Origin of the sequence: Bradyrhizobium sp. CIAT3101, assembly GCF_029714945.1 — a bacterium.
Classification (GTDB): domain Bacteria; phylum Pseudomonadota; class Alphaproteobacteria; order Rhizobiales; family Xanthobacteraceae; genus Bradyrhizobium.
Genome location: NZ_CP121634.1, coordinates 3630669 through 3654722 on the forward strand (window position 1 = coordinate 3630669; position 24054 = coordinate 3654722).

Consider the following 24054-nt stretch of genomic DNA (forward strand, 5'->3'; position numbering starts at 1 on the left):
TTTTGATATCGGCTTTCGGTTCTGGCTTGTAGCTACTTCAGCTACAAGCGAAGTCAAATAAAATATTTGACTCTGAATTCCGCATGAAGCAGTGTCTGGTACATGGAAGATGACTTCCGAATCGTCATAGACGAAACTGGAAAGAACCTATCATGCAGAGCATCACTGAACTGGCGGCTGTTCGTGCAGCCGCGTGGAATGTTGTTGGCAACGTGCATATACCGGAAGAGGATGCACAGAAATTCATGATCGAGGTGTTTGCGGCTGAAGCCGCGATATTATCCACTTCGATCAGTACTCGGGAAGACAAAATAATCGCTCGCGACATTCTCTACGAGGGTGGCGAGATTGATTTTGCGGATAGCTTCAAGGAGCAGCTTACGTTGAGGCTTCTTCACGCGATCTAGAAAATTGTAGCAGCAAACGCCGTCCCGGCAATCGTCGGGGCGGTTTTTACTTTTTGATGAGGGACGTTTTATGCACATGAATCAATTGCCAAGACCAGCAAACAGCAACCGTGCTCAGTTGTTTGCGGGAAACGCAGCGCTGTCATTGGACGAAGATACCGAAGCGGCGCTTGACGCCTTCGTTGTGGCTCTTGCCCGTCACCAAGCTCGTATCGACCACATTGAAGCAATGAGGGCAGCCAATGACAATACTCGGCACTAAGCGGGTTGCGATTTACTCGCGCTATTCGTCCGACCTGCAAAATGATCGGTCGATTGAGCAGCAAATTGACCTCTGCGAGTCCTATGCGGCTAGAAACGGCTGGCAAATTGTCGAGCGGTTTGAAGACCGGGCTAAGTCTGGCTCTTCAGTGTTAGGGCGTCCGAATTTCATGAAGATGGTTGAAGCCGCAGATGCAGGCCGCTTCGATATCGTTCTGTCCGAGGATTTGGATCGGCTTTCAAGAAGTCAGCGCGACACCGCAGCACTTTACGAGGATATGACGTTCAAGGGTGTTGAGATTTACACCTGTACGGACGGGCAAATCAATGAAATGCACGTTGGCGTCAAGGGGGTGATGAACACGATGTTCCTCAACAACCTCGCTAACAAGGTGCGTCGCGGTCAGAAGGATGTTCTCAACGACGGTCGGAATCCGGGCGGAGATATCTATGGCTACAAGGTTCGCAAGGGTGAGCCGGGGATTCTTGATGTCGATCCAGAGACGTCAAAAGTTGTGAAGCGGATTTTTGAAGCCTACGCAAATGGCGTGTCGCCGCGAAAGATTGCCGATAGTCTCAACCGTGAGGGTGTTACTTCGCCGCGTGGCGGGGCGTGGAACGCTTCGACTATCAATGGCAACGTCGCTCGCGGGCAGGGGATTTTGCTGAACGAGCGATACGCCGGGCGTGTCGTTTGGAATAAGCGGAAGAACTTCAAGAATCCAAGGACAGGTAAGCAGGTTCGGCGTGATAACCCGCCAGCCGATTGGGTCCATACTGCAGCGCCGCACCTGCGCATTATCGACGACGAACTCTTCAACGCGGTTCGGGCACGGCGGCTTGATGCTGGAACGCCTGCATCACGTAAGCGCCCGAAGTCCACCCGCCTTCTGTCCGGGTTACTTCGCTGCGGTGCTTGCGGTTCTGGCATGTCGCTTATGGGCCATGATCGCTCCGGCCCGCGCATTCAATGTACGCGCCATCGGGAAAGCGGCTCCTGCAGCAACGGCACGCGCTACTACATCGAGAAAGTCGAGACGCTAGTTCTGACCGGACTAAAAACACAGATCGAAAACCCTAAGCGGATGGAAACGTACGTTGAAGCCTATCTAGCCGATAGGCGTGCGCTGTCAGCGAACGCGCGCCGCGATAAGGCGAAGATCGAGGCGCAGATTGCGGGCTGTCAGAAGGCAATCGACAACCTCATTCTAGCTGTTGAGAAGGGGCAGTTTGAACCCGAAGAGATAGCTTCCCGGTTGCAGCATCAGAGGGGGGAGAAAGCCCGGCTTCAAGAGGAGTTGACAGCCGCAGACGAAAACATTGTGTCTATCGACCTTCATCCGACTGCGGTGAGCCGCTTTAAGCGGAACTTGGAGCAAATCGCCGGAGCCGGGGATCGCATAGACCCTCAGATCGCAGCCAGCTTTCGGGAATTGGTCGAAAGCGTCGTGGTGCTGCCTAGAAAGCCCGGTGAGCCGTACTCGGTGGAGACCCGGGGCCGGCTGGCAGCATTGATTGGGGCGCCCATCGGGCGCCCTAAGGCCATTCAAACGGCCTTATCTGTGGGGGGCGGATCGCCCCGTGTAGGTAAGTCCGTTTTGTCGGCTAAATTAATGGTGCCGGCTGAGGGGATTGAACCCCCGACCTTCGGTTTACAAAACCGCTGCTCTACCGCTGAGCTAAGCCGGCCACTTGCAAGGAACCCATGCGGGTTGCCGGCTGGCGCCAGCATGTCCGCTTGTTCGCGGTCGCAATACCAGACTTGTCCGGGAAGTGCCAGAACCTGCGGTGGTGTCCGCCGGCATGAAACAGGCGGCCCGATCGGGGCCGCCTGAGCCATTTCGACTGAGTTTTTGGGGCTTATTGGCAGAGATGCTGCCGGCCGTCGTCACCCTTGAACCACGTGCCGGGCCTGCACACGATGCCGTTGCGGGCTGCATAGGCATCCCAATTGCCGTACCAGCCGGGTCCGCTGCGGTCGTAGCTCGCATAGGAATTGCTCCAGCCCTGGAACGGCGCGGCGGCGACCGCTGCTGCGGTGCCGACGGCGGCGCCCGCCACCGCCCCCGCCGTGTCGACCGGCCAGAAGCCCGATTGTCCCTGATCATTCGGGTTCACTTGCTGATGGGCCATGTGCCGGCGGCGATAGGCGCGATCGGTGGTGGGATTGCCGGGGCCGAGATTTTGGCACGCGGGATCCTGGAACAAGCCATTGCAGCGGGCCGCATTGTCGGCCGCAGTTTGCGCGAAGGCTGGTGTGGCGAGCGTGGACGCAACGATCGCGGCCAAGCCAAGTAGCTTCAGGCTCGTCATGGCATTTCCTCCATGTTGTTGAGACCTGTGCTAAGTGCAACGTGACGCTGTCGTTCCGCGTTTCCTGCCGCGTTTTCCGGCCTGCGGGGTCACATCGACGTGAACCCGCTCAGGATGTGCAGCCTGTGCCAGGCAACCTTGTCGGCGCCAGCGGCGGAACGGCCGTCTCTCCCGTTAACGCTTCACTAGCGCGCTTCGCCGCATTTGAGCAGCGCGCGATCCTTACGCGTTAGGCTTACCGGAATTTGCTCAGCTGTCCTTAACCCTCTCTACGCCGCTATCCGTTAGGTTGTGATCCGGACAACCGGGATCCTTCCATGCGCGCATACGCGCTCGCGGCCTTTCTGATCGGACTGCCCGCGACGGCCTTCGCCGGCGGCGGCTTCGATATTGTCGTGCCCGGCCGTCCCGGCGTGCCCATCATCATCAACAATATCGATGCGTCCTATAGCGTCGTCGAAGGTGTTTGGGGCCTGGGCAAGAACATCCAGGTCCAGCCCACGATCTATGGCGGGCGCTACGTGGCTGAACGGCAGCCCCCCGACGTCGGCCATTATTACCCGAGCATGGGTTTGCAGCCCGGCTATGGCCGCCTCGAAATCGAGCCGCCGGCGAACCGCAAATTGCCGAAGCCGGCCGAGAGCTATCACGAGAGCTGGGGTGCGTCGTCCGCGCCGCTGCCGCCGCAAATGGATGTGCCGGTCAACCCGCCGCCGGTGATCCTCGCGCCAGAGATCAACGACCGTCCGCGGCCTCCGCGACCACGGCCGCGTGCAGGAATGCCCGGCAAACCGCCGGGTTAAGAAACGTCAGAATCCAACAAGACGGACATCAACAGGAGAGAGTAATGCGTCAAATGATTTCGGGACTGGTCGCGGCGGCTGCCGTGATGTTTGTGGGCGTTGCGCCCGCCATGGCTTGCGGTTTCAACCCGTGCCAGCCGGTTGCTCCGGTCTATTCCGGCTGCAACACCGGTTGCGGTGGTTACGGCTATGGCTACGGCGGCTATGAGCGCCTCGCCGAGCCGACCTCGCAGTACTACTACGTCAACCAGGGCCCGACCTACACCGGTCCGGGCGCCTTCGCGCCGACCCCGACCTACCAGGAAGACGCTGTCGTCGCGCCCGCCAATTACGGCTACGGCTATGGCTATCGCGCGGCTGCCGTCGCACCGTACGCCTATCATCACCGCCCGTACTACCGTCCGTATCGCTACGGCTACGGTCCGCGCTACGGCTACCTGCCGCGCACGCATTACGGCTATGGCCCGCGCTATGGCTACGCCCATCGCTACGCGCCGTATTACGGCGGCCATCGCGTGCTGCGCCGCTATTACTGATCTCTGATCGATTGAGTTGATGAAGCGCCCGGCCTCACGGCCGGGCGTTTTCTTTAGGGCTTCATCAAGCCAAGCCGGCTCGCGCCGACATAGAGCGAGAGCACGGCGGCGTTCGACACGTTGAGGCTCTTGATCTCGCCGGGCATGTCGAGCCGTGCCACGACGCTGCAGGTCTCGCGGGTCAAACGTCGCAGCCCCGTGCCTTCGGCGCCGAGCACCAGTGCGAGTGGCTCGCGCAGTGTGATGTCCGAGAGGTCTTCGCTGCCTTCGCTGTCGAGGCCCACGGTCTGGAAGCCGATCTCGTTCAGCGTGGTCAGCGCGCGCGCAAGGTTTGGCACCGTGACCATCGGCACCAGCTCAAGCGCGCCGGAGGCGGCTTTGGCGAGCACGCCGGTCGCTTCCGGACTGTGGCGCGCGGTGGTGACGATCGCCTTCACCGCGAACGCCGCGGCCGAGCGCAGGATGGCGCCGACATTGTGGGGATCGGTGATCTGGTCGAGCACCAGCACCAGGCCTTCCTGCTTCAAATCCTCGACGTCGGGTGAGGGCAGGGGATCGGCCTCGGCCAGCAGACCCTGGTGCACCGCGTCGGGCGACAGCAGGCGGTCGATGTCCTGCGGCCGGACGATCACGGGCGCGATCCGGGTTTGGATGTTGTCGTCCGCCAGGCGCTTTGCGGCGTTCTCGGTCAATGTCAGCTTGCGGATGTTCCGCTCGGGGTTGGCGAGCGCCATGGTGACGGTGTGCCAGCCATAGAGGATGACCGGCCCGTCGGCATGCGAATCACGCTCGCGCCAGGCCGGCCGGCCGGCCGATTTCCCGGGCCTGTTGAAGGGCTTAGACCCGCTCCGGGGGCCCTTGGGGATGAATTTTCGATCCTTCATAGCCTCGCTTGTGTCACGGGTCCCGGAATATGGCAATTTGGACGCCCAAGAGGACGATTTTAGCTGTTCGCCTCGGTTGACTTTACCCCATCGCTTCGCCCATAACCGCGCCCGGTCGCGCCCCCATCCGGGCTGTCGCGGCCTTCACGTTCCATGGCCGTCTTCGGTCCGCCGGCAAGGTCCGGCCCGATTGTGCTGCCGTCGAGCGGGGGAGTGTCCCGAGTGGCAAAGGGAGCTGACTGTAAATCAGCCGCCTCATGGCTTCGCAGGTTCGAGTCCTGCCTCCCCCACCAGCCTTCGCTCGCTTCGCGAGCTACGGCTGGGCAAGCCAGTCCAGATCATGGTCATGCGAAGCTAGCGAAGGCTGCCGCGCCGTAGCCCGAAGGGCGCAGGCGGGCCGTCTCAAGTCGCCAGCATCTCCCGCACCATCGGCGCCACCTTCCGCCCGTAGAGCTCGATACTCTTCATCAGCTTCTCGTGCGGCAACGGCCCCGCCGAATATTTCAGCTGAAACCGGGCAATGCCAAGCGCCTTGGCCGTCTTGGCGATCTTGCGTGCGACAGTCTCTGGTGAACCGACATAGAGCGAGCCGTGCTCGGCTTCGCTGACGAATTCGTCGCGGCCCATCGGCGGCCAGCCGCGCTCGCGGCCGATGCGGTCGCGCATCGCCTTGTAGTCGGGCCACAGCTCTTCCCGCGCCTGTTCGTCAGTCTCGGCGACGTAGCCGGGCGAGTGCACGCCGATCGGCTGCGCGGGGCGGCCGAACTCCTTGAAGGCGCGATGATAGAGATCGACGTAGGGCGCGAAGCGTTCGGGGTCGCCGCCGATGATGGCGAGCATCAGAGGCAGGTCGTAATGCGCGGCGCGCACCACCGATTGCGGGCTGCCGCCGACCCCGATCCAGGTTTTGAGCCTGCCGTTCTCGACCGGCGGATAAACGAGCTGATCCTTGAGCGGCGGGCGCAGCTTGCCCTGCCACGTCACCGGCTTCTGCGAGAGCAGTGCAGCGAACAGATCGAGCTTTTCCTCGAACAGCTCCTCGTATTTGCGGAGGTCGAAGCCGAACAGCGGAAAGGATTCCGTGAAGGAGCCGCGGCCGAGGATCACCTCGGCGCGTCCGTTCGAAAGCGCGTCCAGCGTGGCAAAGCGCTGAAACACGCGGATCGGATCGTCGGAGCTCAGCACCGTCACGGCCGAGCCGAGATGGATGCGCTTGGTGCGCGATGCGACCGCGGCCAGCACGGTCTCGGGCGAGGAGATCGCAAAATCGGAACGGTGATGCTCACCGAGTCCGATGAAGTCTATGCCGAGCTCGTCGGCCAGCACGGCCTCGTCGACGACGTTACGGATCACCTGCGCATGCGGAATCATGGCGCCGGAGGCGTCCTTCGTCACGTCGCCAAAGGTATCCAGTCCGAATTCGAGCGGTGCGGTCATCGATCAGGTCTCTGTGGGGAGGATCGACCAGATTTAATCGACGGCAGCCGGGTCACAAGGCGGCTTTCGGAAATGCTCGGTTTCCGTTTGTGCATCCTATTTCGAGATGCGCACGACCATCTTTCCGAGCGCCGCGCGCGTTTGCATCGTCTTGAAGGCTTCGCGGAAGTCTTCGAGCGCGAAGACGCGGCCGACCGCGGGCTTCAGCTTGCCCTCGGCAAGCCAGCCGATCAGCTCCGACATCAGGCGCTTCTGCACCTCAGGCTCGCGCGTCGGAATCTGGGCGAGGTCGACGCCGAGCAGGGCGCCGCCCTTGAGCAGCGGCAGATTGAACGGCAGCGCGGGGATCGCGCCGCCGGCAAAACCGACCACGAGATGGCGTCCCCGCCAGGCAATCGAGCGAAAAGCTTGCACCGAGATGTCGCCGCCGACCGGATCGAAGATCACGTCGGCGCCGTGTCCCCCGGTCAGTTCCTTCAGCGTGTCGCGCCACCCGGTCTGCGTGTAGTCGATGTCGGCGTCGGCGCCATGCGCCCGCGCGAACTCGCGCTTCTCCGGTGTTGACGCGGCCGCGATCACACGGGCGCCGAGCAACTTGCCGATCTGCACGGCCGCGGTGCCGGTTCCACCGGCCGCGCCCAGCACCAAAAGCTGTTCGCCTGCGCAGAGCGACGCACGCGCGCTCAACGCATAGAGGGCGGTCAGGTAATTGGCACGAAACGAGGCGGCGACTTCGGCCGCGACGCCGTCCGGCAGGGGATGGAGCGCGTCGGCCTTGACGACGATCTCCTCGGCAAGCGCACCTGATCGCGTCATGCCCATCACGCGCATGCCGGGTTGATAGCCGCCCGGTGCGCCGGGAGCTTCCACGACAATGCCCGCGAATTCCGTCCCGGGGGTGAAGGGCAGGGGATCCTTGGTCTGGTAGCGCCCCTCGATCTTCAAGCCGTCGACAAAGCCGATGCCCGCCGCTTCCACCCGGATGCGCAGCTGTCCGGGCTCAATGCGCGGAGACGGGATCTCTTTGAGTTCGATCTGATCGATCGGGGCGTATTCTTCGACGACGACGGCTTTCATCTCAGACCTCTGTTGTTCCAGTCATTCTGGCAGATTCCGAGACTAGCCTCTTGCGTCTAGCGCCACATCCCCCGCATCCGCGCGCCGATGTCGACCTTCGGCCCCTGCGCGCCGGTGCGCGCCGCGCCCGCGGCGGCCTTCGGCCAGGCGGCGCGCTCGAACAGATAGACCAGCTGCTCCGGGATGAAGCGGGTGCGCGAGGCGTAGACGTGGCGGTCGCCCTTGGCTTGCTGGCCGTGGACGAAGAAGCGTTGCGGCACCACGAGATGCAGATCGTCCTTGGCCCGCGTCATCGCGACGTAAAGCAGGCGGCGCTCTTCTTCCAGCTCGGCGCTGGTGCCGGCGCCGAGGTCGGAGGGCATGCAGCCGTCGACGACGTTGAGCACGAACACCGACTTCCACTCCTGGCCCTTGGCCGAGTGGATGGTGGAGAGGATCAAATAGTCCTCGTCGCGCAAGGGCGGCCCTGATTTGTCGCTGGTCGCATCCGGCGGGTCGAGCGTGAGTTCGGTCAGGAATTTTTCACGTGAGGAATAGCCGCTGGCGATCTGCTCGAGCTGCATCAGATCGGCTCGGCGCGTCTCGGAGTCTTCGTGGATGCGATCGAGATGCGGTTCGTACCACAGACGGACGCGCTCGAGATCGACGGGCCATTCCGAGTAGCGCAGGTTTTCGACGGTGCGGACGAAAGCGGTCCAGTCATCGCCGGTGCGCGCCGGCACCGGGAGGTGCGCGAGCGCGTGCAGCGGGTCCATGCTCTCGGCCATCTGGTCGAGCACGCGCTGCGCGGTCGCGGGGCCGATGCCCGGCAGCAGATGCAGGATGCGAAAACCGGCGACGCGGTCGCGCGGGTTCTCGGCGAAGCGCAAGAGCGCCAGCACATCCTTGACATGCGCGGCGTCGAGGAATTTCAGCCCGCCGAACTTCACGAACGGGATGTTGCGGCGGGTCAGCTCGATTTCGAGCGGGCCGGAATGCGATGAGGTGCGGAACAGTACCGCCTGGTGCTTGAGCAGCGCGCCTTGCTCGCGATTGGCCAACACCTGCTCGACGATGTAGCGGGCCTGGTCGGCCTCGTCGTGCACGGTGACGAGTTGCGGCTTCTGCGCGGAGGAGCGGTCGGTCCAGAGGTTTTTCGTGAAGCGCTCGCGCGCAAGCCCGATGACGCCGTTGGCGGCCGCGAGCACTGCTTGCGTCGAGCGGTAGTTGCGGTCGAGCGTGATCATCTCCGCGCGCGGCGAGAAGCTTTGCGGAAAATCCAGGATGTTGCGCACGGTGGCGGCGCGGAACGAATAGATCGACTGGGCGTCGTCGCCGACGACGGTGAGCCCGCGTCCATCAGGCTTCAGCGCCAGCAGGATCGAGGATTGCAGGCGGTTGGTGTCCTGGTATTCGTCGACCAGCACGTGATCGAAGCGGCCGCCGATCTCGTCGGCGATGAGCGCGTCGCTCATCATCTGCGACCAGTACAGCAGCAGGTCGTCGTAATCGAGCACGTGCTGGGCCTGCTTGGCCTCGACATAAGCGGCGAACAGACCTTTCAGCTCGGCGGCCCAGCCCGCGCACCAGGGGTAGTGCGCCCCCAACACCTTCTCGATCTCCATCTCGGCATTGACGCAGCGCGAGTAGATCGACAGGCAGGTGCCCTTGGCCGGAAAGCGGCTCTCCGTCTTCGACAGGCCGCGCTCGTGCCGGACCAGATTCATCAGGTCGGCGGAATCCTCGCGGTCGTGGATGGTGAAGGCGGGATCGACGCCGATCCGTTCGGCATATTCGCGCAGCAGTCGCGCGCCGATGCCGTGGAAGGTGCCGGCCCATGTCAGCGCATCGCGCATGATCGCGGCGTTGTTCTCGCCCAGCACTTTTCGGGCGATGCGCTCGACCCGGCCGGCCATCTCGGCGGCGGCGCGGCGGGAAAACGTCATCAGCAGGATGCGGCGCGGATCGGCACCGGCGACGATCAGATGCGCGACGCGGTGGGCGAGCGTATTGGTCTTGCCGGAACCGGCGCCGGCAATGACGAGCAGGGGCGCGCCCACGGTCGCGCCATCGGCCACGCCATGCTCTACGGCGCGGCGCTGCTCCGCATTGAGCGTGTCCAGATAGGTCGTCACGAATCGCCCCGGTGAAAGACCGAGAGTCGGCGATCCCGGCGCGAATCGCAATGCGGCTGGACGGAACCGGAATTAGGATTTAGGGGGAAAGACGGCCCAAGGTTCCAGCCCGAAGAGCGCGCGCCCTGCATGACCGAGCTCAAGCCCGACCAGTTCGAGATGCGGCGGCTGGAATCGCTCAGCAACACCATCTTCGGTGTCGCCATGACGCTGTTGGCCTACGACCTGCCCAAAGCGGCGGTGTTCACCAGCGCGCCGGACTGGAGCGATCTCGCCCAGGCCTATTCCGGCAAGCTTTCCGGCTTTGCGCTCAGCTTCATCATCGCCGGCCTGTTCTGGATCAGTCATCACCGGCGGCTGGCACGTCAGCCCGTGGGCAGCCGCGGCATGGTGATCCTCAATCTGTTCTTCCTGCTCTCGATCGTGCTGCTGCCGGTGACCAACGGCCTCTACACCAATTACAGCATGAGCAGTGCGGTGGCCGTGCTCTACGGTCTGCACCTGACCGCCATTGCAGGCCTCAATGCGTGGCTGTGGTGGATCATTCTGGGCGGCTGGCGGCGCGAGACCATGGCGTCGCTGTTTCCGCTGCTCGTGTTCATTCCGGGCACGATCGTTGCGGCATTCGCGCCGCATGTCGCGCCCTTCCTTTGGTTCATTGCCTTCGGCGGGCTCCTGATCCGGCGCTTCTATGGGGCGCCGAGCGGCCCGAACGCGTAGGCCGCGCGCTTATTTGCTCGATGGGGTCGCGCCGAACCCATCGGCTGGCACGTAAAGCTTGACCGGTCGGATTTCGTAGACCGCACTGGGATTGACCTGGCGCAGCAATCGCGCGGCCGCGATGGCCTCCTCTTCCGTGTCGTAGTTGACGAGGTGGAAGCCCAGAAGCTGCTCCTTGGTCTCTGCGAACGGGCCGTCCAGCACGATGCCGGCGCCGGGGCCACGCAAGGTGCGGGCCTTGTGAGTGTCGTCCAGACGGGCGGCCGGCCCAAGGTGCCCGCTTGCCCTCAAGGGCGCCTGAACCTCGATGACCTTGGCGACGACCGCGGCGTCCTCCGCCGCGGACCACGACAAGATCTCGCCTTCCACATGGTAAGCCAGGATCGCGTAAAGCATCTTCACCTCGTTTGTTTTTCGGGCACGCAGCCCGAAGGACGTATGGTCGCCGCCGAGACCGACAACGGCCGACCGGAAAATATTGCGCCGCGGCGTGTGCGACGAAACGGTCCTGAAACCCGATTACCACCCGGCGGAGTGAACGCCGTCCGGAGACGGGGCGACTGATTGCCACAAGAGCAGTTAAGGCTCATCGGAGGCGGCAATGTCGGGTCAGACCATCAAGATCATCTGTGACGCACGACGGGCAGGGAAGTCCGAACCTGCCGATCTGCACGACCAGGCCGGCCATCACCGTTATTATGGCAGCTCGGCCGAGAGTGGCGGAGAGCGCATCGTCGAGAGCCGCCGCGGCAAGCGTCCGTCCGTGCTCGCCATCTTCGGCTTCTGAGCCGGGTTGTCAGGGGGCGCTCAGAACCTGCTTGACGAGTGTCTCGCGCAGCGCCGCCAACTCGCCGCTCGTCTCCATCTGCTCGATCACCTGTCCAACCTTCGGCACGAGATCGCGGTGGCGTTCGTGCAAATAGTGGAAGATGCGGATGCGTTCGAGCGGTGGGGAGAGCGGATAGATCCTTCCCTGTAGATTGAGCTTGCGAACGGCGACCAGCCCGCTGAAGAGGTCGGTGACCATCACGTCGAAACGATCGGCATCCAGCATCCTGATCATGTTCTCAAGGCTCGTGGTCGCCGTGACGTGGTCCATGCCGCGCGTCCCGGCTTCCGACGAGCCGACGCCGCGGACGATGCCGATGCTGTAGTTCCTGATCGAATTCCAGCCGTTCACGTCGAAATGGAGTTTGGTCGCGAACACTGCGGGTTCGATGTAGTTGATCGCCGGCGTCACCCGCAGCAGCGTCGGGTATTCGCGCGACAGCGTTCCGATCCGCTGGATTTCGCCATCGACCTCGCCGGCGCTCGACAGGGCCAGCGCCCGCTTGCCGGGGACATCCTCGAATTCGAGCTTGATGTTCAGCTTGGCATAGACGGCCCGCAGCATCTCGCCGCCGACATACTGATCGGGGATGTCGGCGATCCGCGCGAGCCGAATCACCGACTGCGCGGAGGACGAACCGGCTGCGAACAGCGACACGCAGACGACGACTATCCGCCACATGAGGTGCCTCTCTGGTCGGGTCATGCTACCACTGGGTTCTGGTACCCGCGCGATCTACCGGAGATGGCGCTTGCGCGGAGCAACAACACTGACCCTTCGCCCGCCATCGGGGCAACTCCCGATTTTCACCGATGTCATTCTAGCATGCGAAGTGGTAGCTTGCGCGAGGATCCCGCTGCCGGACCGCAAGATATGACCCCACCGACCTCAGATCGCTCAAGGGCCGACAGGATTGCTGCGCGCATCACGTGCTGAGGGAGATTCAAAACCGTTGAATTGTGTGAGGCTGCGACCGGCAGGCCGGAGAGGTGTCGCCATTTTCGGGGACGGGGTGCATGGGCAACGCAGGTGACAGCAATCCCGATCGCGGCCGCGCTGTTACGCCGGCGGGTGCGAAGCAGGATTTGAACGGCATCAGATCCGCGTTCACGTCCCCGATGCTCGCGGCGCTGCTGTCGCGAATCTTCAACTGGTCACGCAGCGGCATCGGACCGCGCCTGCTTGCCGCTGTGCTGCTGTTCTCCTCGATCGTGACGCTGACGCTGACCGCGCTCCAGCTCTATCTGGACTATGATCGCGAAGTCGGCGTGATCGAGACGCGGCTCGATGAGGTCGGCCGCAGCAGCACGGCGAGCCTCGGCGAGAGCCTGTGGAATCTCGACCAGAACCAGCTCAAGCTCCAGCTCGACGGCATCCTGCGGCTGCCCAGTATCCGCGCCGCCGAGGTCCGTGAGGTTGCCGATCGCCCCAATCCCATCCGTGTCGCCGTCGGCGAGCGAGGCAGCAGCTCGGTCGTGACGCGCGACTATCCCCTGACCACCACCGTGCAGGGGACTGCGCGTCCCATCGGCGTGCTCCATGTCGAGGCGACGCTGAGTGATGTCTATCAGCAATTGCTGAACCGGGCTCTCGTCATCCTGGCAAGCCAGGCGGCGAAGACGTTCCTCGTCTCGCTGTTCATCATCTACATGGTTCATCTTCTGGTGACGCGGCATCTGGTCGCCATCGCCGACTTCGTCAGCAAGTACAGCCTGGCGCGGCCGCCGCCGCCGTTGCATCTGGAGCGACGGCCTCCTTACGATCCCGATGAGCTGGACAAGGTGATCGATGCGTTCAACACCATGTGCGCCAACCTCGGCCGTGCCTACGGCGAGCTGCGCGAGGCCAATGCGAATCTCGAACGTGATCTGAAGATCCGCCGGCGCGCCGAAGAGGATGCGCGCGCGAGCGAGCAGCGCTTTCGCGACTATGCGGAGACCGCATCCGACTGGTTCTGGGAAACCGGGCCGGATCACGTGTTCACCTACATATCGGACCGGGCCGGCGCCTTCGGCATGGATCGCGAGGCCCTGATCGGCAAGCGTCGTCCCGATGCGGCCTTCGACCACGACGCCGAAGCGGAGAAATGGCGCAATCACATGGCGACGCTGGATCGCCACGAGCCGTTCCGGAAGTTCGAGTATCGCGGCCGCGATCGGACGGGGCGTCTGCACTCTTTCAGTGTCAACGGTCAGCCGGTGTTCGCCGAGGACGGGCGTTTCATGGGCTATCGCGGCTCCTCCACCGATCTCACCGCGCAGCACGAGACCGAGGAGCGGCTTCGCCAGTCCCAGAAGATGGATGCGATCGGCCAGCTCACCGGCGGCGTCGCGCACGACTTCAACAACGTGCTCACCGTCATCACCGGCACCATCGAGATCATTCAGGAAGGGCTCGCCGACAAGCCGGAGCTCGCCGCGATCGCCCAGCTCATCGACGATGCCGCCTTGCGCGGCGCCGAGATCACGTCTCAGCTCCTGACCTTCGCGCGGCGCCAGCCGCTGGAGCCGCGCGAGATCGACGTCAATGGTCTCGTGGTCGAGACGGCGAAGCTGTTGCGGCCGATCCTCGGCGAGCATGTCGAGATCGTGACTAGGCTCGCAGACGATGCGTGGTTGGCGATGGCAGATCCGTCGCAGCTTTCGTCGGCGATCGTCAACCTCGCCGTCAATGCGCGCGATGCGATGCCGGATGGCGGCACGCTCACGCTCGAGACGGCAAACCGGGAGCTCGACAGCAGCGGCGACGGCGATGCCGGCTCCTATGTCATGGTCGCCGTGGCCGACACCGGTCACGGCATCCCGGCCGACATCCGCGACCGCGTGTTCGAGCCGTTCTTCACCACCAAGGGGGTCGGTCGCGGCACCGGACTTGGTCTGAGCATGGTCTATGGCTTCGCCAAGCAGACCGGGGGCAGCGTTGCGATCGAGAGCGAGGAGGGCCACGGCACGGTGATGCGGCTGTTCCTGCCGCGATCGGCAGGCGAAGCGGCCACGAGGACCGGGCCGGTGGCGGCGCCCGCGCCGGCGCGAGGGCACGAGACCATCCTCGTGGTCGAGGACGATCCGCTCGTGCAGGGTTATGTCATCGCCCAGCTCGGCAGCCTCGGCTATCGCACGCTGACTGCCAGCGATGGCGCAACCGCGCTCGCCTTGGTCGACCAGGGGGTGAGCTTCGATCTCCTGTTCACCGACATCATCATGCCCGGCGGCATGAACGGGCGGGAATTGGCCGAAGCGGTCCGGCTCCGTCGGCCCGGCGTGCGGGTGCTCTACACCTCCGGCTATACCGACAACACCATCGTCCACGAGGGACATCTCGATCCCGGCGTGGCGCTGCTGCCGAAACCGTACCGTAAGGCCGACCTGTCTCAGAAGATTCGCGAGATGCTCGCGGGCGAACCGCCGCTCTAGGCAGAGCGTGCACCGGCGAAAGCGGCCCGACCACGAAAAAGGCGCGGCGGGGAGACCCCGTCGCGCCCGATTTCTTGCTCGCTGGTCCAGGGCTGAGAGCGCCCCGATGCCAAGCCCTTATCGAGAGCTTAGCGGGCGATCCCAGCGAGGTGACAGCGCTTGGTAAAAGACACTGGATCACCTCCTTTCGTTGATTGCGGGAGATCTCAATATAGGCAGGAAGGCCGACGCTGTTAAGGGGCCGCGGCGAGGAGCGGAACCAGGCCTGTGCGCAAGGTCAGGACAACCGGCGAAAGCGGTCCAAGGGGAGTGAGTGGCAGTTGAGACCGCCGCCCGGCCGTGTTAGGGAGCCGGTGTCGCGGGTGTAGCTCAATGGTAGAGCAGCAGCCTTCCAAGCTGAATACGAGGGTTCGATTCCCTTCACCCGCTCCAACAATTCCAATTACTTATTCCAGGTGTCCGTTTCTATTCGGACAAGCACGCTGTTGCTCATTCGGACAATTGTCCGACTTTCGTTCGCACGGCACCACCTTGCTTGGCGCCGATCGCTATCTGTTTCGTGGTGCGCTTGACGTGTTTTTCCAACACCTTCACGGAGGTGCGCTGCTTTCCGCCAGGATCTCAATATTGGTCAGCTCAGCGTCATTCCCCGGCAACACCTTTTTTAGGCGTGCTTCGACCCTTTCCTCCCATGAGAGTGGCGGGCTGCCCCCCGGCTCATGCAAATTAATGCGCCGCAGCCCCATCAAGCGAACAATGCGGACTTGTGATGGAGATAGCGACGGCCACCAGAGGATGGAACTGCGGTCGAATACAATCAGCCCAATCAATCCAGGCGTTCAGCTCCGCATAAACCCTTCGCACTCGCGTTGTGCCCAATCGAGTGTGTCTTCCATCTTCTCACCCCTGGCGTAACGCAGCGCCATCTTGGTCAGCGTGGCTCGGGCATAGATCTGCTGCGCAATTTTTGGCGGCGCAGGAGCGGCCGCGATTGACAGCTTCTGATGGTTGTAGGGGTTCGGATAGTGGTAGAGCGTGCCCTTCGGAGGACCTTCCTCAGCCCACGTCTTGAGTGTCGCCAAGTTCTCGTAGGCCGGCAGGTCGTAGCCACCGCTGGCTGTGACAAATTTCTCGATCGATGACCGTTTCGACAAATGGGCGAGCAGGCTCTTGGCCGCCTCCTTGTTCTTGGAGAATGCCCAGATGGCCCAGAAGGAGGGTACATACGGCGCGAAGCGCCCCTTTGGGCCGGCCGGGAATCCGTGGGTCCAGCATTGCTCCGCAACTTGCGGGGCGTCCCGCTTGGCGAGAGCCCAGGCGCTCGGTGGGTTCATGATCAGCGCGCCACGTCCGGAAATCAGCCATCTGTTGTTCGAGGCATCGTCCCATGAAGGCGCGCCGGGCGGCAGAAAGGCGATCAGCTTCTTGTAATATTCGAGAGCCTGACGAACCTGATCCGTTTTCACCGTGAGGTCGCCCTTGGCATCGACGAGCTCGCCGCCGAACGACTGGAAGATCGCACCTGCCGTGTCGACGCTGTCTGGGGTCTCGCCAAGGCCAATCCCAAACATGAAGCCACCCTTCTGGCAGGCTTCGGCCGCCTTCAGGAACGTATCCATGGTCCAGCTGTCGGCTTTGGGCGGCGCTCCCGCAGGGTACAGTTCCTGGATGTCGATACCCGCATATCTCTTCATCAGATCGATGCGAGAGCAGGGCCCCTTGATCTGGCTTCCCGGCGTTGCGGGGACCGCGAGCCATCTGCCCGCTGCCTGACCGAGATATCTCACGGTGCCGTTCACCTCACCGTGCTGCCTGATCGCAGGCTCAACGACGTCGTTCACCGCCTCGAAATGCTCGGCATAAGCTTGCGGCCACCAGCTATCCATATAAAGAATGTCGTGGCCAGATTTGGCCTGAGCTTCGGCCGCGACGATCAATTCGATCTTCCTGCCTTGGCTCGTGATGTAGTCGATGGAAACCTCGATCTTCTCCTTCACGGCCCACTCGTTGACGAGGGCGGTTGATGTGTCGTTGGCGCCGGGCACCCAGTGGTCCCAGAGGCCAATCGACAATTTGCCGGCAGCATACGCGCCGCGCACATATGGCGCCGTGATCAGCGCTGCTGTCGAAAGGGCGGTCGCGCTTACGAATTCTCGCCTTGAGAGCTTTCGTGATATTTGCTCACTCCATGCTGATCAAGTTGCTGTTCTGTATTCCCTCTGTTTTGCAGCGCGAACAACGAGATCGGAGACGCGCCAAAACGTTGCGTGAAATTACGGCCATGTGCCGGCAGCGTAATATCGCGGAATTCAATGCCCTAAATTGTATGAAAGCAAGCGGTGAAGTGCCACCTATGGCAACTGGCTGCGCGCCCACTCGCAGGGATCGCTGCAGCCGGCCGTGACGCGTTCGCCCGAACACGCTTGCTTCGGTTATGCGAACCCGTACAGCCGCGCCGGATTGTCCACCAGGATCATCTTGCGCGTCGCGGCATCCGGAGCCCAAACCGGAAGCAGGTTGAGCAAACGGCCGTCGTCGATCTGCTGAAGCGGCGTCACGTCGGTGATCTGCTTTCCCGGTGGAGTGACGGAATTCGGATGCGGCCAGTCGCTGCCCCAGATGATGCGCTCGGGATTGGCCGCGATCAGCGCCTTGGCGAGCGGTATGATATCGGGACAGTCAGGTGGCTGCTTCGAGGCACCAATGGCGCCTGAGAGTTTGACGTAGGCCTTGCCCGATTTGACGAGGTCGAGCAGGTCGGAGAAGCCGGGCTGGTCGACGCCAAGCTCGGCTCGCGCGCCGCCGAAATGATCGAACACCGCAGGCACGGGAGAGGCAAGCACCAGCGGCTTGATCGCCGCGATCATCGGCAGGCTCGTGAAGAGTTGCACATGCCATTTGCGCGGCGTCATACGGTCGACCGCGGCCGAGAACCGCGTCTTGCCGACAGTGGGGTCGTTGACGCCGCTGGTTGCGAGATTGAGGCGGATGCCGCGGAACCCGGCCTGAGCCATGACGTCGAGATCCGCCTCGCTGGTCTTGTCGTCGATGACGGCGACCCCGCGCGCGGACGGCCCGCGCGCTTTCATGCCGAACAGCGTGGCCGAATTGTCGGGGCCATAGACGCTCGGAGTCACGATCACCACGCGCTCGATATGCAGCGCCTTGTGGAGCGCACTCATCTCCTCCGGCGAGGCCGGCTCCGGTGTGTAGACGCGGCTGGCGAAGAACGGGAATTTTGTCGGATCGGCGAAAATGTGGGTATGGCAATCGCAGGTGCCGGCGGGAACGTCGAAATTCACCGGTGTCGAAGGCTGCGCGGCCGTGGCGAATGCATCTTTCCCGTTCACGGCAACTCCCGCCGCTACGGAGGCAAGCAGGATACCGCGTCGCGTCAACATGATCTCCTCCCTCGTTGAGAGGTAGTCTATCGAGGGTTGACGGGGACGGGAAGCGCGGCGCGCATACGCGCCCCGGAACACAAGGCGCGGCCAAGTGACGTCCGTGGCCTCTCGTCCGCTCCTTTACTTCAATTTACGGCGCTTTACTCGGCTGCTGGTACAAAGCTGTTTGCAGCAAGATTTGCATATCTGTTCTCACCCTCGGATGCTATCGTAGAGGTCACTGGCGCTATTCTTTGTAAAAGAGGTAACAATAGGCCTGAGTAACGGCGCAACATCTTGCCACCTCACTCGGGACCGGCGCAAAAATGGATGCAGCTCGCTTCGCCAAAATTGCGAATGGCAGCTTCCACGTTGCGTGGAAAGACGACGAGCGCGTCTTCTACCGGGGATGGCACAGCGACTCTGACGGCCGCCTTGCCCCCATACTGGTCGTGCGACCCTCCTCTGAGCATCCCCATCCCGCCATCATCGATCGCCTTGCGCACGAATATGGATGGAAAAGCGAACTGGATTCGGCGTGGGCGGTACGTCCGCTCGACCTCCTTCAAGAGGGCGGTCGGACTGTCCTCGTCCTTGAGGATCTCGGCGGGGCGCCGCTCGCCACCTCGATCGGTGCATCCTTGGACGTCGGACGTTTCTTGCGCCTCGCCATCAGTATCGCTGTTGCGGTGGGGAAGCTCCACCAGCGGGGTCTCGTTCACAAGGATATCAAGCCACAGAATATCATCGTAGATCCCGCGAGAAACGAAGTCAGGCTGACGGGATTCGGGATTGCGTCGCGGCTTCGGCGTGAACGCCAAGTTATCCAGCCGCCTGAGACCATTGCGGGAACGCTGGCGTACATGGCGCCCGAACAGACTGGCTGGATGAATCGCTCCATTGACTCACGCAGCGACCTCTATGCACTGGGCGTCACGCTGTACGAGTTGTTGACCGGGAGCTTGCCGTTCGCTGGCTCCGATCCCATGGACTGGGTGCACTGCCATATCGCGCGAAAGCCGATGTCCGCGACTGATCGTCTAGGGAGTGTCCCATCTGCGCTGTCGATGATCATCATGAAGCTGCTCGCCAAGACAGCCGAGGACAGATATCAGACCGCCGCTGGGCTCGCATGTGATTTGCGGCACTGCCTGGCAGAGCTCGAAGATTGGGGGCAAATCGAAGAGTTTCCGCTGGGCCTACACGACACATCCGACCGTCTGGTGATTCCAGAAAAACTGTACGGACGGGAGCGCGAGATCGAGACGTTGCTCGCCTCGTTCGATCGCATCGTCAAGGGCGGAGTGCCGGAGCTGGTGCTAGTGTCCGGCTATTCCGGTATTGGCAAGTCTTCAGTCGTCAATGAATTGCATAAGGTGCTGGTGCCACCCCGGGCACTTTTTGCATCTGGCAAGTTCGATCAGTACAAGCGTGACATTCCGTACTCGACCCTCGCGCAAGCCCTTCGAGGGTTGGTCCGACTGCTCCTGGCCAAGAGCGATGCAGAGTTAGCTGGCTGGCGGAACGCTTTTGGGGAGGCGCTGGGTTCGAACGGCCGGCTGATCGCCGATCTCGTCCCCGAATTGTCGCTCATCATCGGGGAGCAGTCGCCGGTTGCAGAACTCGAGCCGCAGCAGGCGAAAGCGCGGTTCCAGCTCATGGTCCGTCGCTTCATCTCTGCCTTCGCCAGGCCCGAACATCCCTTGGCCTTGTTTCTTGACGATCTGCAATGGCTGGATGCAGCCACGCTCGAGCTTATTGAGGATTTGCTGACGCAAACAGACGTCGGGCATCTGATGTTGATTGGTGCCTATCGCGACAACGAGGTCGACGCAGCTCATCCGATGGCACGAAAGCTCGCCGCGATCCGGAGCTCCGTGGGGAAGGTGAGCGAGATCAAGCTTGGTCCTCTGCAGCAGGAGCAGGTTACCTTGCTGATTGAGCACACGCTTCATGCAATGCCGCAAGACGCGGCGTCGCTGGGCAAACTAGTGCATACGAAGACCGCCGGAAACCCGTTCTTCGTCGTCCAGTTTCTCCACGCGCTTAACTCGGGGGGCTTGCTCGTATTCGATCATGATGTTGCACGCTGGACGTGGGACCTCAACCGTATTCGCTCCGAGCGTTACTCAGATAACGTAGCCGATCTCATGGCAGGAAGCCTTGCCCGCCTCCCGGACAAAACTCAACAAGCGTTGCAGCAACTCTCCGTCGCTGGCTCGGTTGCGGATGTTGCGACGCTTGCGATCGCGCTCGAATTGTCGCCCGACGGTGTCCACGCGGCGTTGTGGGGGGCGCTCCGGGAGGAGCTGATAGAACGGCTGCCGAATGCTTACAGGTTCGCCCACGACCGCGTGCAGGAAGCCGCATATGCGCTGATCCCCGGGGATGCGCGAACGGCGGCCCATCTCAGGCTCGGCCGGCTGCTCATTGCTCAAACACCGGCGGAGAAGCGAGATGAGGCGATCTTCGATATCGTCCATCACCTGAACCGGGGCGCGGAGCTTATCATCTCCTGGGACGAGCGCGCGCGTCTGGCTGAGCTCAATCTGATCGCAGGCAAGCGGGCGCACGCCTCGGCCGCGCACGCAGCGGCCATCGGATATTTCGCGACTGGCACCGAATTGCTTCACGAAAGCCAGTGGCGGACGCACTACGACGTTGCATTCGAGCTCGAACGACTGCGAGCCGAGTGCGAGTTCCTTATCGGAGAAATCAGCGTCGCGGAGAACAGATTATCGCTCCTCACCGGCCTTGCGCGAGACGGGCGGGATCGGGCTCTCATCGCGTGCCAGCGTATGAGACTTTTGGCTGCGGTCGACAGAAGAGAGGAAAGTCTCGAAATTGGCCTTGATTGCCTGCGTACCCTCGGCATCGTTTGGTCATCTCATCCGTCGACACAGGAGATTGATGAAGAATACCGGCGCCTATGGGATCTCATTGACTCTCGTCCGATTAGCAGTCTGATCGACCTGCCCGTCATGGATGATCCGTTGGGGCGAGCCAAGATGGACGTCCTCCTGGCGCTTAGCGAACCCGCCTTTTGGACAGCAGACGGAAACCTGACGGGTCTGATCGTGGCGAAGGCGGTAAGCGTCAGCATTGAGCAAGGAAACACGGACGTATCCTGTTGGGCCTATGTCTGGCTCGGCAAGCTGCTGGGGCGTTTCGGCCGCCTACGGGAGAGCATCGAATTTGGTCGCCTTGGTGTTGACCTGATGGAGAGACGCGGGTTGCATAGATTTCGTGCACGCGTCTACCGCGAATATTCGCATGTCGTCGATCCGCGGGAGCGGGTGGCTGTGCTTCGGCGCGCTTTCGACGCCGCCAACGAACTCGGCGATCTCAATAGCGCCGGGTATACCGCGTCCGGCCTGATCTCAGCGATGCTGGCGGCGGGGGAGCGCTTGCAGGATGTCCAGAAAGAAGCGGAACGACTGCTCGATTACCTGAACAGCGCCCATTTCGCTCTTTTGGCAAATATCGTCGCAGGGCAACACGGTCTTATCCTTGCCCTCCGGGGCGTCGAATCGAACTTCGACGAGGGGCGCTTCGAGGAGCCGCTGGGAAAACATGCAGGCCGCACAGTCGAGCTCGCCTGGCTTTTGATACGCAAGCTGCAACGCCTGTTCTTTTCGGGGGATCATCTGGGAGCGACTCTTGCGGCGCGGAAGGTCGAGCCGCTTCTGTGGTGGGCTGTCCCCTCCCATATTGCGGTATCCGAATTCCATTTCTATGCGGCCTTGGCGCGCGCTGCCGGCGCCGAGACTGTGTCGAGCCAGGAGCGGGGCGCGCTCGTAGAGGAGCTAAAGGTCCATCGCGGTCATCTGGCATATGCGGCCGCTGTCTACCCGGAGAGTTTGAAGAGCCACGTTGCGCTTGTAGCCGCTGAAATCGCTCGGATTGAGAGCCATCTGCTCGACGCCGAGCAGCTCTACGAAGAGGCGATTGCCTCCGCCGGAGCAAACGGCCTCGTTCATATTGAGGCGCTCGCGAATGAGCTCGCGGCGCGCTTTTACGGGAAGCGCGGATTTGGAAAAATAGCGCGCACCTATCTACAGGAGGCCCGCTTTGGCTACCTGCGCTGGGGCGCCGGCGGGAAGGTGAGACAACTCGGGGAAAGGTATCCGGATCTGAGGGCGCAAGAGCCTGCGCCAAGTCCGACGGAAACGATTGGAGCGTCGATCGAACATCTCGATCTCGCAACCGTGATCAAGGTTTCGCAGGTCGTCTCCAGCGAGTTGGTGCTCGAGAAGTTGATCGATACCCTGATGCGCATTGCCATTGAGCAGGCTTGTGCCGAGCGGGGTTTGCTAATTCTCGCGCGTGGCGCTTCGCCACGGATTGTCGCAGAAGGTAACACTGCCGATGACCGGGTGGTTGTGCATCTGCGCGATGTGGCTGTAACGGAGGCCCTCTTGCCAGAGGCCGTGCTCCGATATGTCTTGCATGGTCAAGAGAGCATTGTCCTCGACGACGCCGCCCAATCTGCATTCGCAGCCGACCCCTACATCGTCAATAGCGGAGTGCGGTCCGTTCTCTGCCTGCCCATGGTGAACCGGGGCGAACTCGTTGGCGCGCTTTACCTCGAGAACAACCTAACTCCCAGCGCCTTTGCACCTGGCCGTATGACAGCGCTGAGACTGCTCGCGTCGCAGGCGGCTGTCTCCCTGGAGAATTCTCGACTTTATGGCGATCTGCAGAAGCAAGAGGCGAAGGTTCGGCGCCTCGTTGAGGCCAACATCATCGGGATCGTCTTCTTTGAACTCGATGGTCGCATCACGGAGGCAAATGATACTTTTCTCCGCATGCTGGGAATCGATCGAAAGGAGTTGATGTCCGGCCGTGTGGCCTGGACGGATTACATACCGCCGGAGTGGCGCGACCGAGTTACGGAGGAGAGCGAGAACATAAAGATTGCTGGCACGTTGCAGCCGTACGAAAGGGAGTATTTGCGGAAGGATGGCGGCCGCGTGCCCGTGCTGGTTGGTGCAGCTCTCCTCGACAATGAGAATCAAGCCGTCGCCTTTGTTCTCGATCTGACTGAGCGGCGGCGGGCAGAGGCCGAGGCGCGCGAAAGCGAGCGACGCTACCGCGAGACTCAGATGGAGCTCGCGCACGCGAACCGCGTCGCGACCATGGGGCAACTTTCGGCTTCGATAGCCCATGAGGTCAATCAGCCCGTCACGGCAATAATCGGCAGCGCCGAAGCGTCGCTACGGTGGCTTGCTCATCAGCCACCAAACCTAACGGAAGTTCAACGACTACTGGAAAGGATCGCCGAAGACGGCCGTCGGGTAGGTAACGTTGTCGATCGTACACGTAATCTCGTAACAAAGGCGCCGCTGCGCGCGGAGCGCATGGAATTCAACCGACTTGTATCCGAAGTCGTTGAGCTCACGCGTGGCGAAGCCGCACGGAGTCACATCTCTATTCGTACGCAGTTGGCGAGCGGCTTGCCGTTCGTTGAAGCCGATCGGACCCAGATGCAACAAGTGGTGCTCAATTTAATTGTCAATGCCGTACATGCCCTGGAAGAGGTCGGCCAAGCGCGCCGCGAGCTCTTGATTAGTTCTACCATGAAGGGCTCGCACGGCGTACTTGTGTCCGTGCGAGATACGGGGAAGGGCATCAACCCGGAGCAACTCGACCGGCTTTTCGACCCATTCTTCACAACCAAGCCGGGCGGCATGGGAATGGGACTATCGATCTGTCGTTCAATCGTAGAGAGCCACGGAGGAAGAATTTGGGCTGAGGCAAATCTTCCGCAAGGCGCTGCCTTTCACTTCACCATCCCAAAGGCTCGGCAACAATAGCTCCTCATTTCCGGCCGCCATTTCCGAGCTCGTGCTACGGCGCTGTAAAATCGGATCGCTC

General features: G+C 62.1%; 16 protein-coding genes and 3 tRNA genes. 9 read left to right on the forward strand and 10 right to left on the reverse strand.

Annotated features, from left to right (window positions below):
* The first annotated feature begins 152 nt into the window (after window positions 1-152).
* On the forward strand, window positions 153-407 hold the full coding sequence (locus QA645_RS17075) for a hypothetical protein (RefSeq protein WP_283051667.1): 255 nt from the start codon (window positions 153-155) through the stop codon (window positions 405-407).
* A gap of 1875 nt (window positions 408-2282) precedes the next feature.
* On the opposite strand, the gene QA645_RS17080 is transcribed toward QA645_RS17075, so the two are convergent.
* Both QA645_RS17080 and QA645_RS17085 read right to left on the reverse strand, forming a co-directional pair.
* Window positions 2283-2357 (reverse strand) — tRNA-Thr (locus QA645_RS17080).
* Window positions 2358-2528: 171 nt separating this feature from the next.
* Window positions 2529-2981: a hypothetical protein gene (locus tag QA645_RS17085; RefSeq protein WP_283051669.1), complete on the reverse strand. Its 453-nt coding sequence runs from the start codon at window positions 2979-2981 to the stop codon at window positions 2529-2531.
* A gap of 317 nt (window positions 2982-3298) precedes the next feature.
* Between QA645_RS17085 and QA645_RS17090 the strand changes: the two genes are divergently transcribed.
* Window positions 3299-3784 (forward strand): hypothetical protein, encoded by a 486-nt coding sequence (locus QA645_RS17090; protein ID WP_283051671.1) that lies wholly within the window; start codon window positions 3299-3301, stop codon window positions 3782-3784.
* Window positions 3785-3828: 44 nt separating this feature from the next.
* Window positions 3829-4320, forward strand: coding sequence for a hypothetical protein (locus tag QA645_RS17095; protein ID WP_283051673.1), 492 nt, complete (start codon window positions 3829-3831; stop codon window positions 4318-4320).
* Window positions 4321-4373: 53 nt separating this feature from the next.
* On the opposite strand, the gene rlmB is transcribed toward QA645_RS17095, so the two are convergent.
* The gene (gene rlmB, locus QA645_RS17100; protein ID WP_283051675.1) at window positions 4374-5204 is read right to left on the reverse strand and encodes a 23S rRNA (guanosine(2251)-2'-O)-methyltransferase RlmB; all 831 of its coding nucleotides are present in this window, start codon (window positions 5202-5204) and stop codon (window positions 4374-4376) included.
* A 207-nt stretch (window positions 5205-5411) separates the two neighbouring features.
* On the opposite strand from rlmB, the gene QA645_RS17105 reads away from it, so the two are divergent.
* Window positions 5412-5497: transfer RNA gene (locus QA645_RS17105), tRNA-Tyr, on the forward strand.
* 109 nt (window positions 5498-5606) lie between these two features.
* Here the strand turns inward: QA645_RS17105 and QA645_RS17110 are convergent.
* The 3 genes from QA645_RS17110 to QA645_RS17120 all read right to left on the reverse strand — a co-directional run bounded on the left by QA645_RS17110 (window position 5607) and on the right by QA645_RS17120 (window position 9832).
* A complete protein-coding gene (locus tag QA645_RS17110) occupies window positions 5607-6641 on the reverse strand; it encodes an LLM class flavin-dependent oxidoreductase (protein WP_283051677.1) in 1035 nt (344 codons plus the stop codon).
* 96 nt (window positions 6642-6737) lie between these two features.
* Entirely contained in the window at window positions 6738-7718 is a 981-nt protein-coding gene (locus QA645_RS17115; RefSeq protein ID WP_283051679.1) for an NADPH:quinone oxidoreductase family protein, read from the reverse strand.
* Between the two features lie 56 nt (window positions 7719-7774).
* Complete coding sequence (locus QA645_RS17120; RefSeq protein WP_283051681.1) at window positions 7775-9832, reverse strand: ATP-dependent helicase; 2058 nt, start codon at window positions 9830-9832, stop codon at window positions 7775-7777.
* A gap of 129 nt (window positions 9833-9961) precedes the next feature.
* Between QA645_RS17120 and QA645_RS17125 the strand changes: the two genes are divergently transcribed.
* Window positions 9962-10552, forward strand: a complete 591-nt coding sequence (locus QA645_RS17125; RefSeq protein ID WP_254132273.1) for a TMEM175 family protein — start codon at window positions 9962-9964, stop codon at window positions 10550-10552.
* Window positions 10553-10561: 9 nt separating this feature from the next.
* Here the strand turns inward: QA645_RS17125 and QA645_RS17130 are convergent, their stop codons facing one another.
* Window positions 10562-10948 carry a YciI family protein gene (locus tag QA645_RS17130; protein WP_254132272.1) on the reverse strand — a complete coding sequence of 129 codons (387 nt, stop codon included), beginning with the start codon at window positions 10946-10948 and terminating at the stop codon, window positions 10562-10564.
* A gap of 205 nt (window positions 10949-11153) precedes the next feature.
* Here QA645_RS17130 and QA645_RS17135 point away from each other — a divergent pair, with 205 nt between their 5' ends.
* On the forward strand, window positions 11154-11339 hold the full coding sequence (locus QA645_RS17135) for a hypothetical protein (protein WP_254132271.1): 186 nt from the start codon (window positions 11154-11156) through the stop codon (window positions 11337-11339).
* Window positions 11340-11348: 9 nt separating this feature from the next.
* Here the strand turns inward: QA645_RS17135 and QA645_RS17140 are convergent, their stop codons facing one another.
* Complete coding sequence (locus tag QA645_RS17140; RefSeq protein ID WP_254132270.1) at window positions 11349-12062, reverse strand: transporter substrate-binding domain-containing protein; 714 nt, start codon at window positions 12060-12062, stop codon at window positions 11349-11351.
* Between the two features lie 335 nt (window positions 12063-12397).
* Here QA645_RS17140 and QA645_RS17145 point away from each other — a divergent pair, with 335 nt between their 5' ends.
* Both QA645_RS17145 and QA645_RS17150 read left to right on the forward strand, forming a co-directional pair.
* On the forward strand, window positions 12398-14794 hold the full coding sequence (locus tag QA645_RS17145; protein WP_283051685.1) for an ATP-binding protein: 2397 nt from the start codon (window positions 12398-12400) through the stop codon (window positions 14792-14794).
* 358 nt (window positions 14795-15152) lie between these two features.
* Window positions 15153-15226, forward strand: a tRNA-Gly gene (locus tag QA645_RS17150).
* A 407-nt stretch (window positions 15227-15633) separates the two neighbouring features.
* Here the strand turns inward: QA645_RS17150 and QA645_RS17155 are convergent.
* Together QA645_RS17155 and QA645_RS17160 are read right to left on the reverse strand one after the other, a co-directional pair.
* Entirely contained in the window at window positions 15634-16971 is a 1338-nt protein-coding gene (locus tag QA645_RS17155) for an extracellular solute-binding protein (RefSeq protein ID WP_283053233.1), read from the reverse strand.
* A 255-nt stretch (window positions 16972-17226) separates the two neighbouring features.
* Window positions 17227-18195, reverse strand: coding sequence for an amidohydrolase family protein (locus tag QA645_RS17160; RefSeq protein WP_283051688.1), 969 nt, complete (start codon window positions 18193-18195; stop codon window positions 17227-17229).
* A gap of 308 nt (window positions 18196-18503) precedes the next feature.
* On the opposite strand from QA645_RS17160, the gene QA645_RS17165 reads away from it, so the two are divergent.
* The gene (locus QA645_RS17165) at window positions 18504-23993 is read left to right on the forward strand and encodes an ATP-binding sensor histidine kinase (protein ID WP_283051690.1); all 5490 of its coding nucleotides are present in this window, start codon (window positions 18504-18506) and stop codon (window positions 23991-23993) included.
* The last annotated feature ends 61 nt before the right edge of the window (window positions 23994-24054 follow it).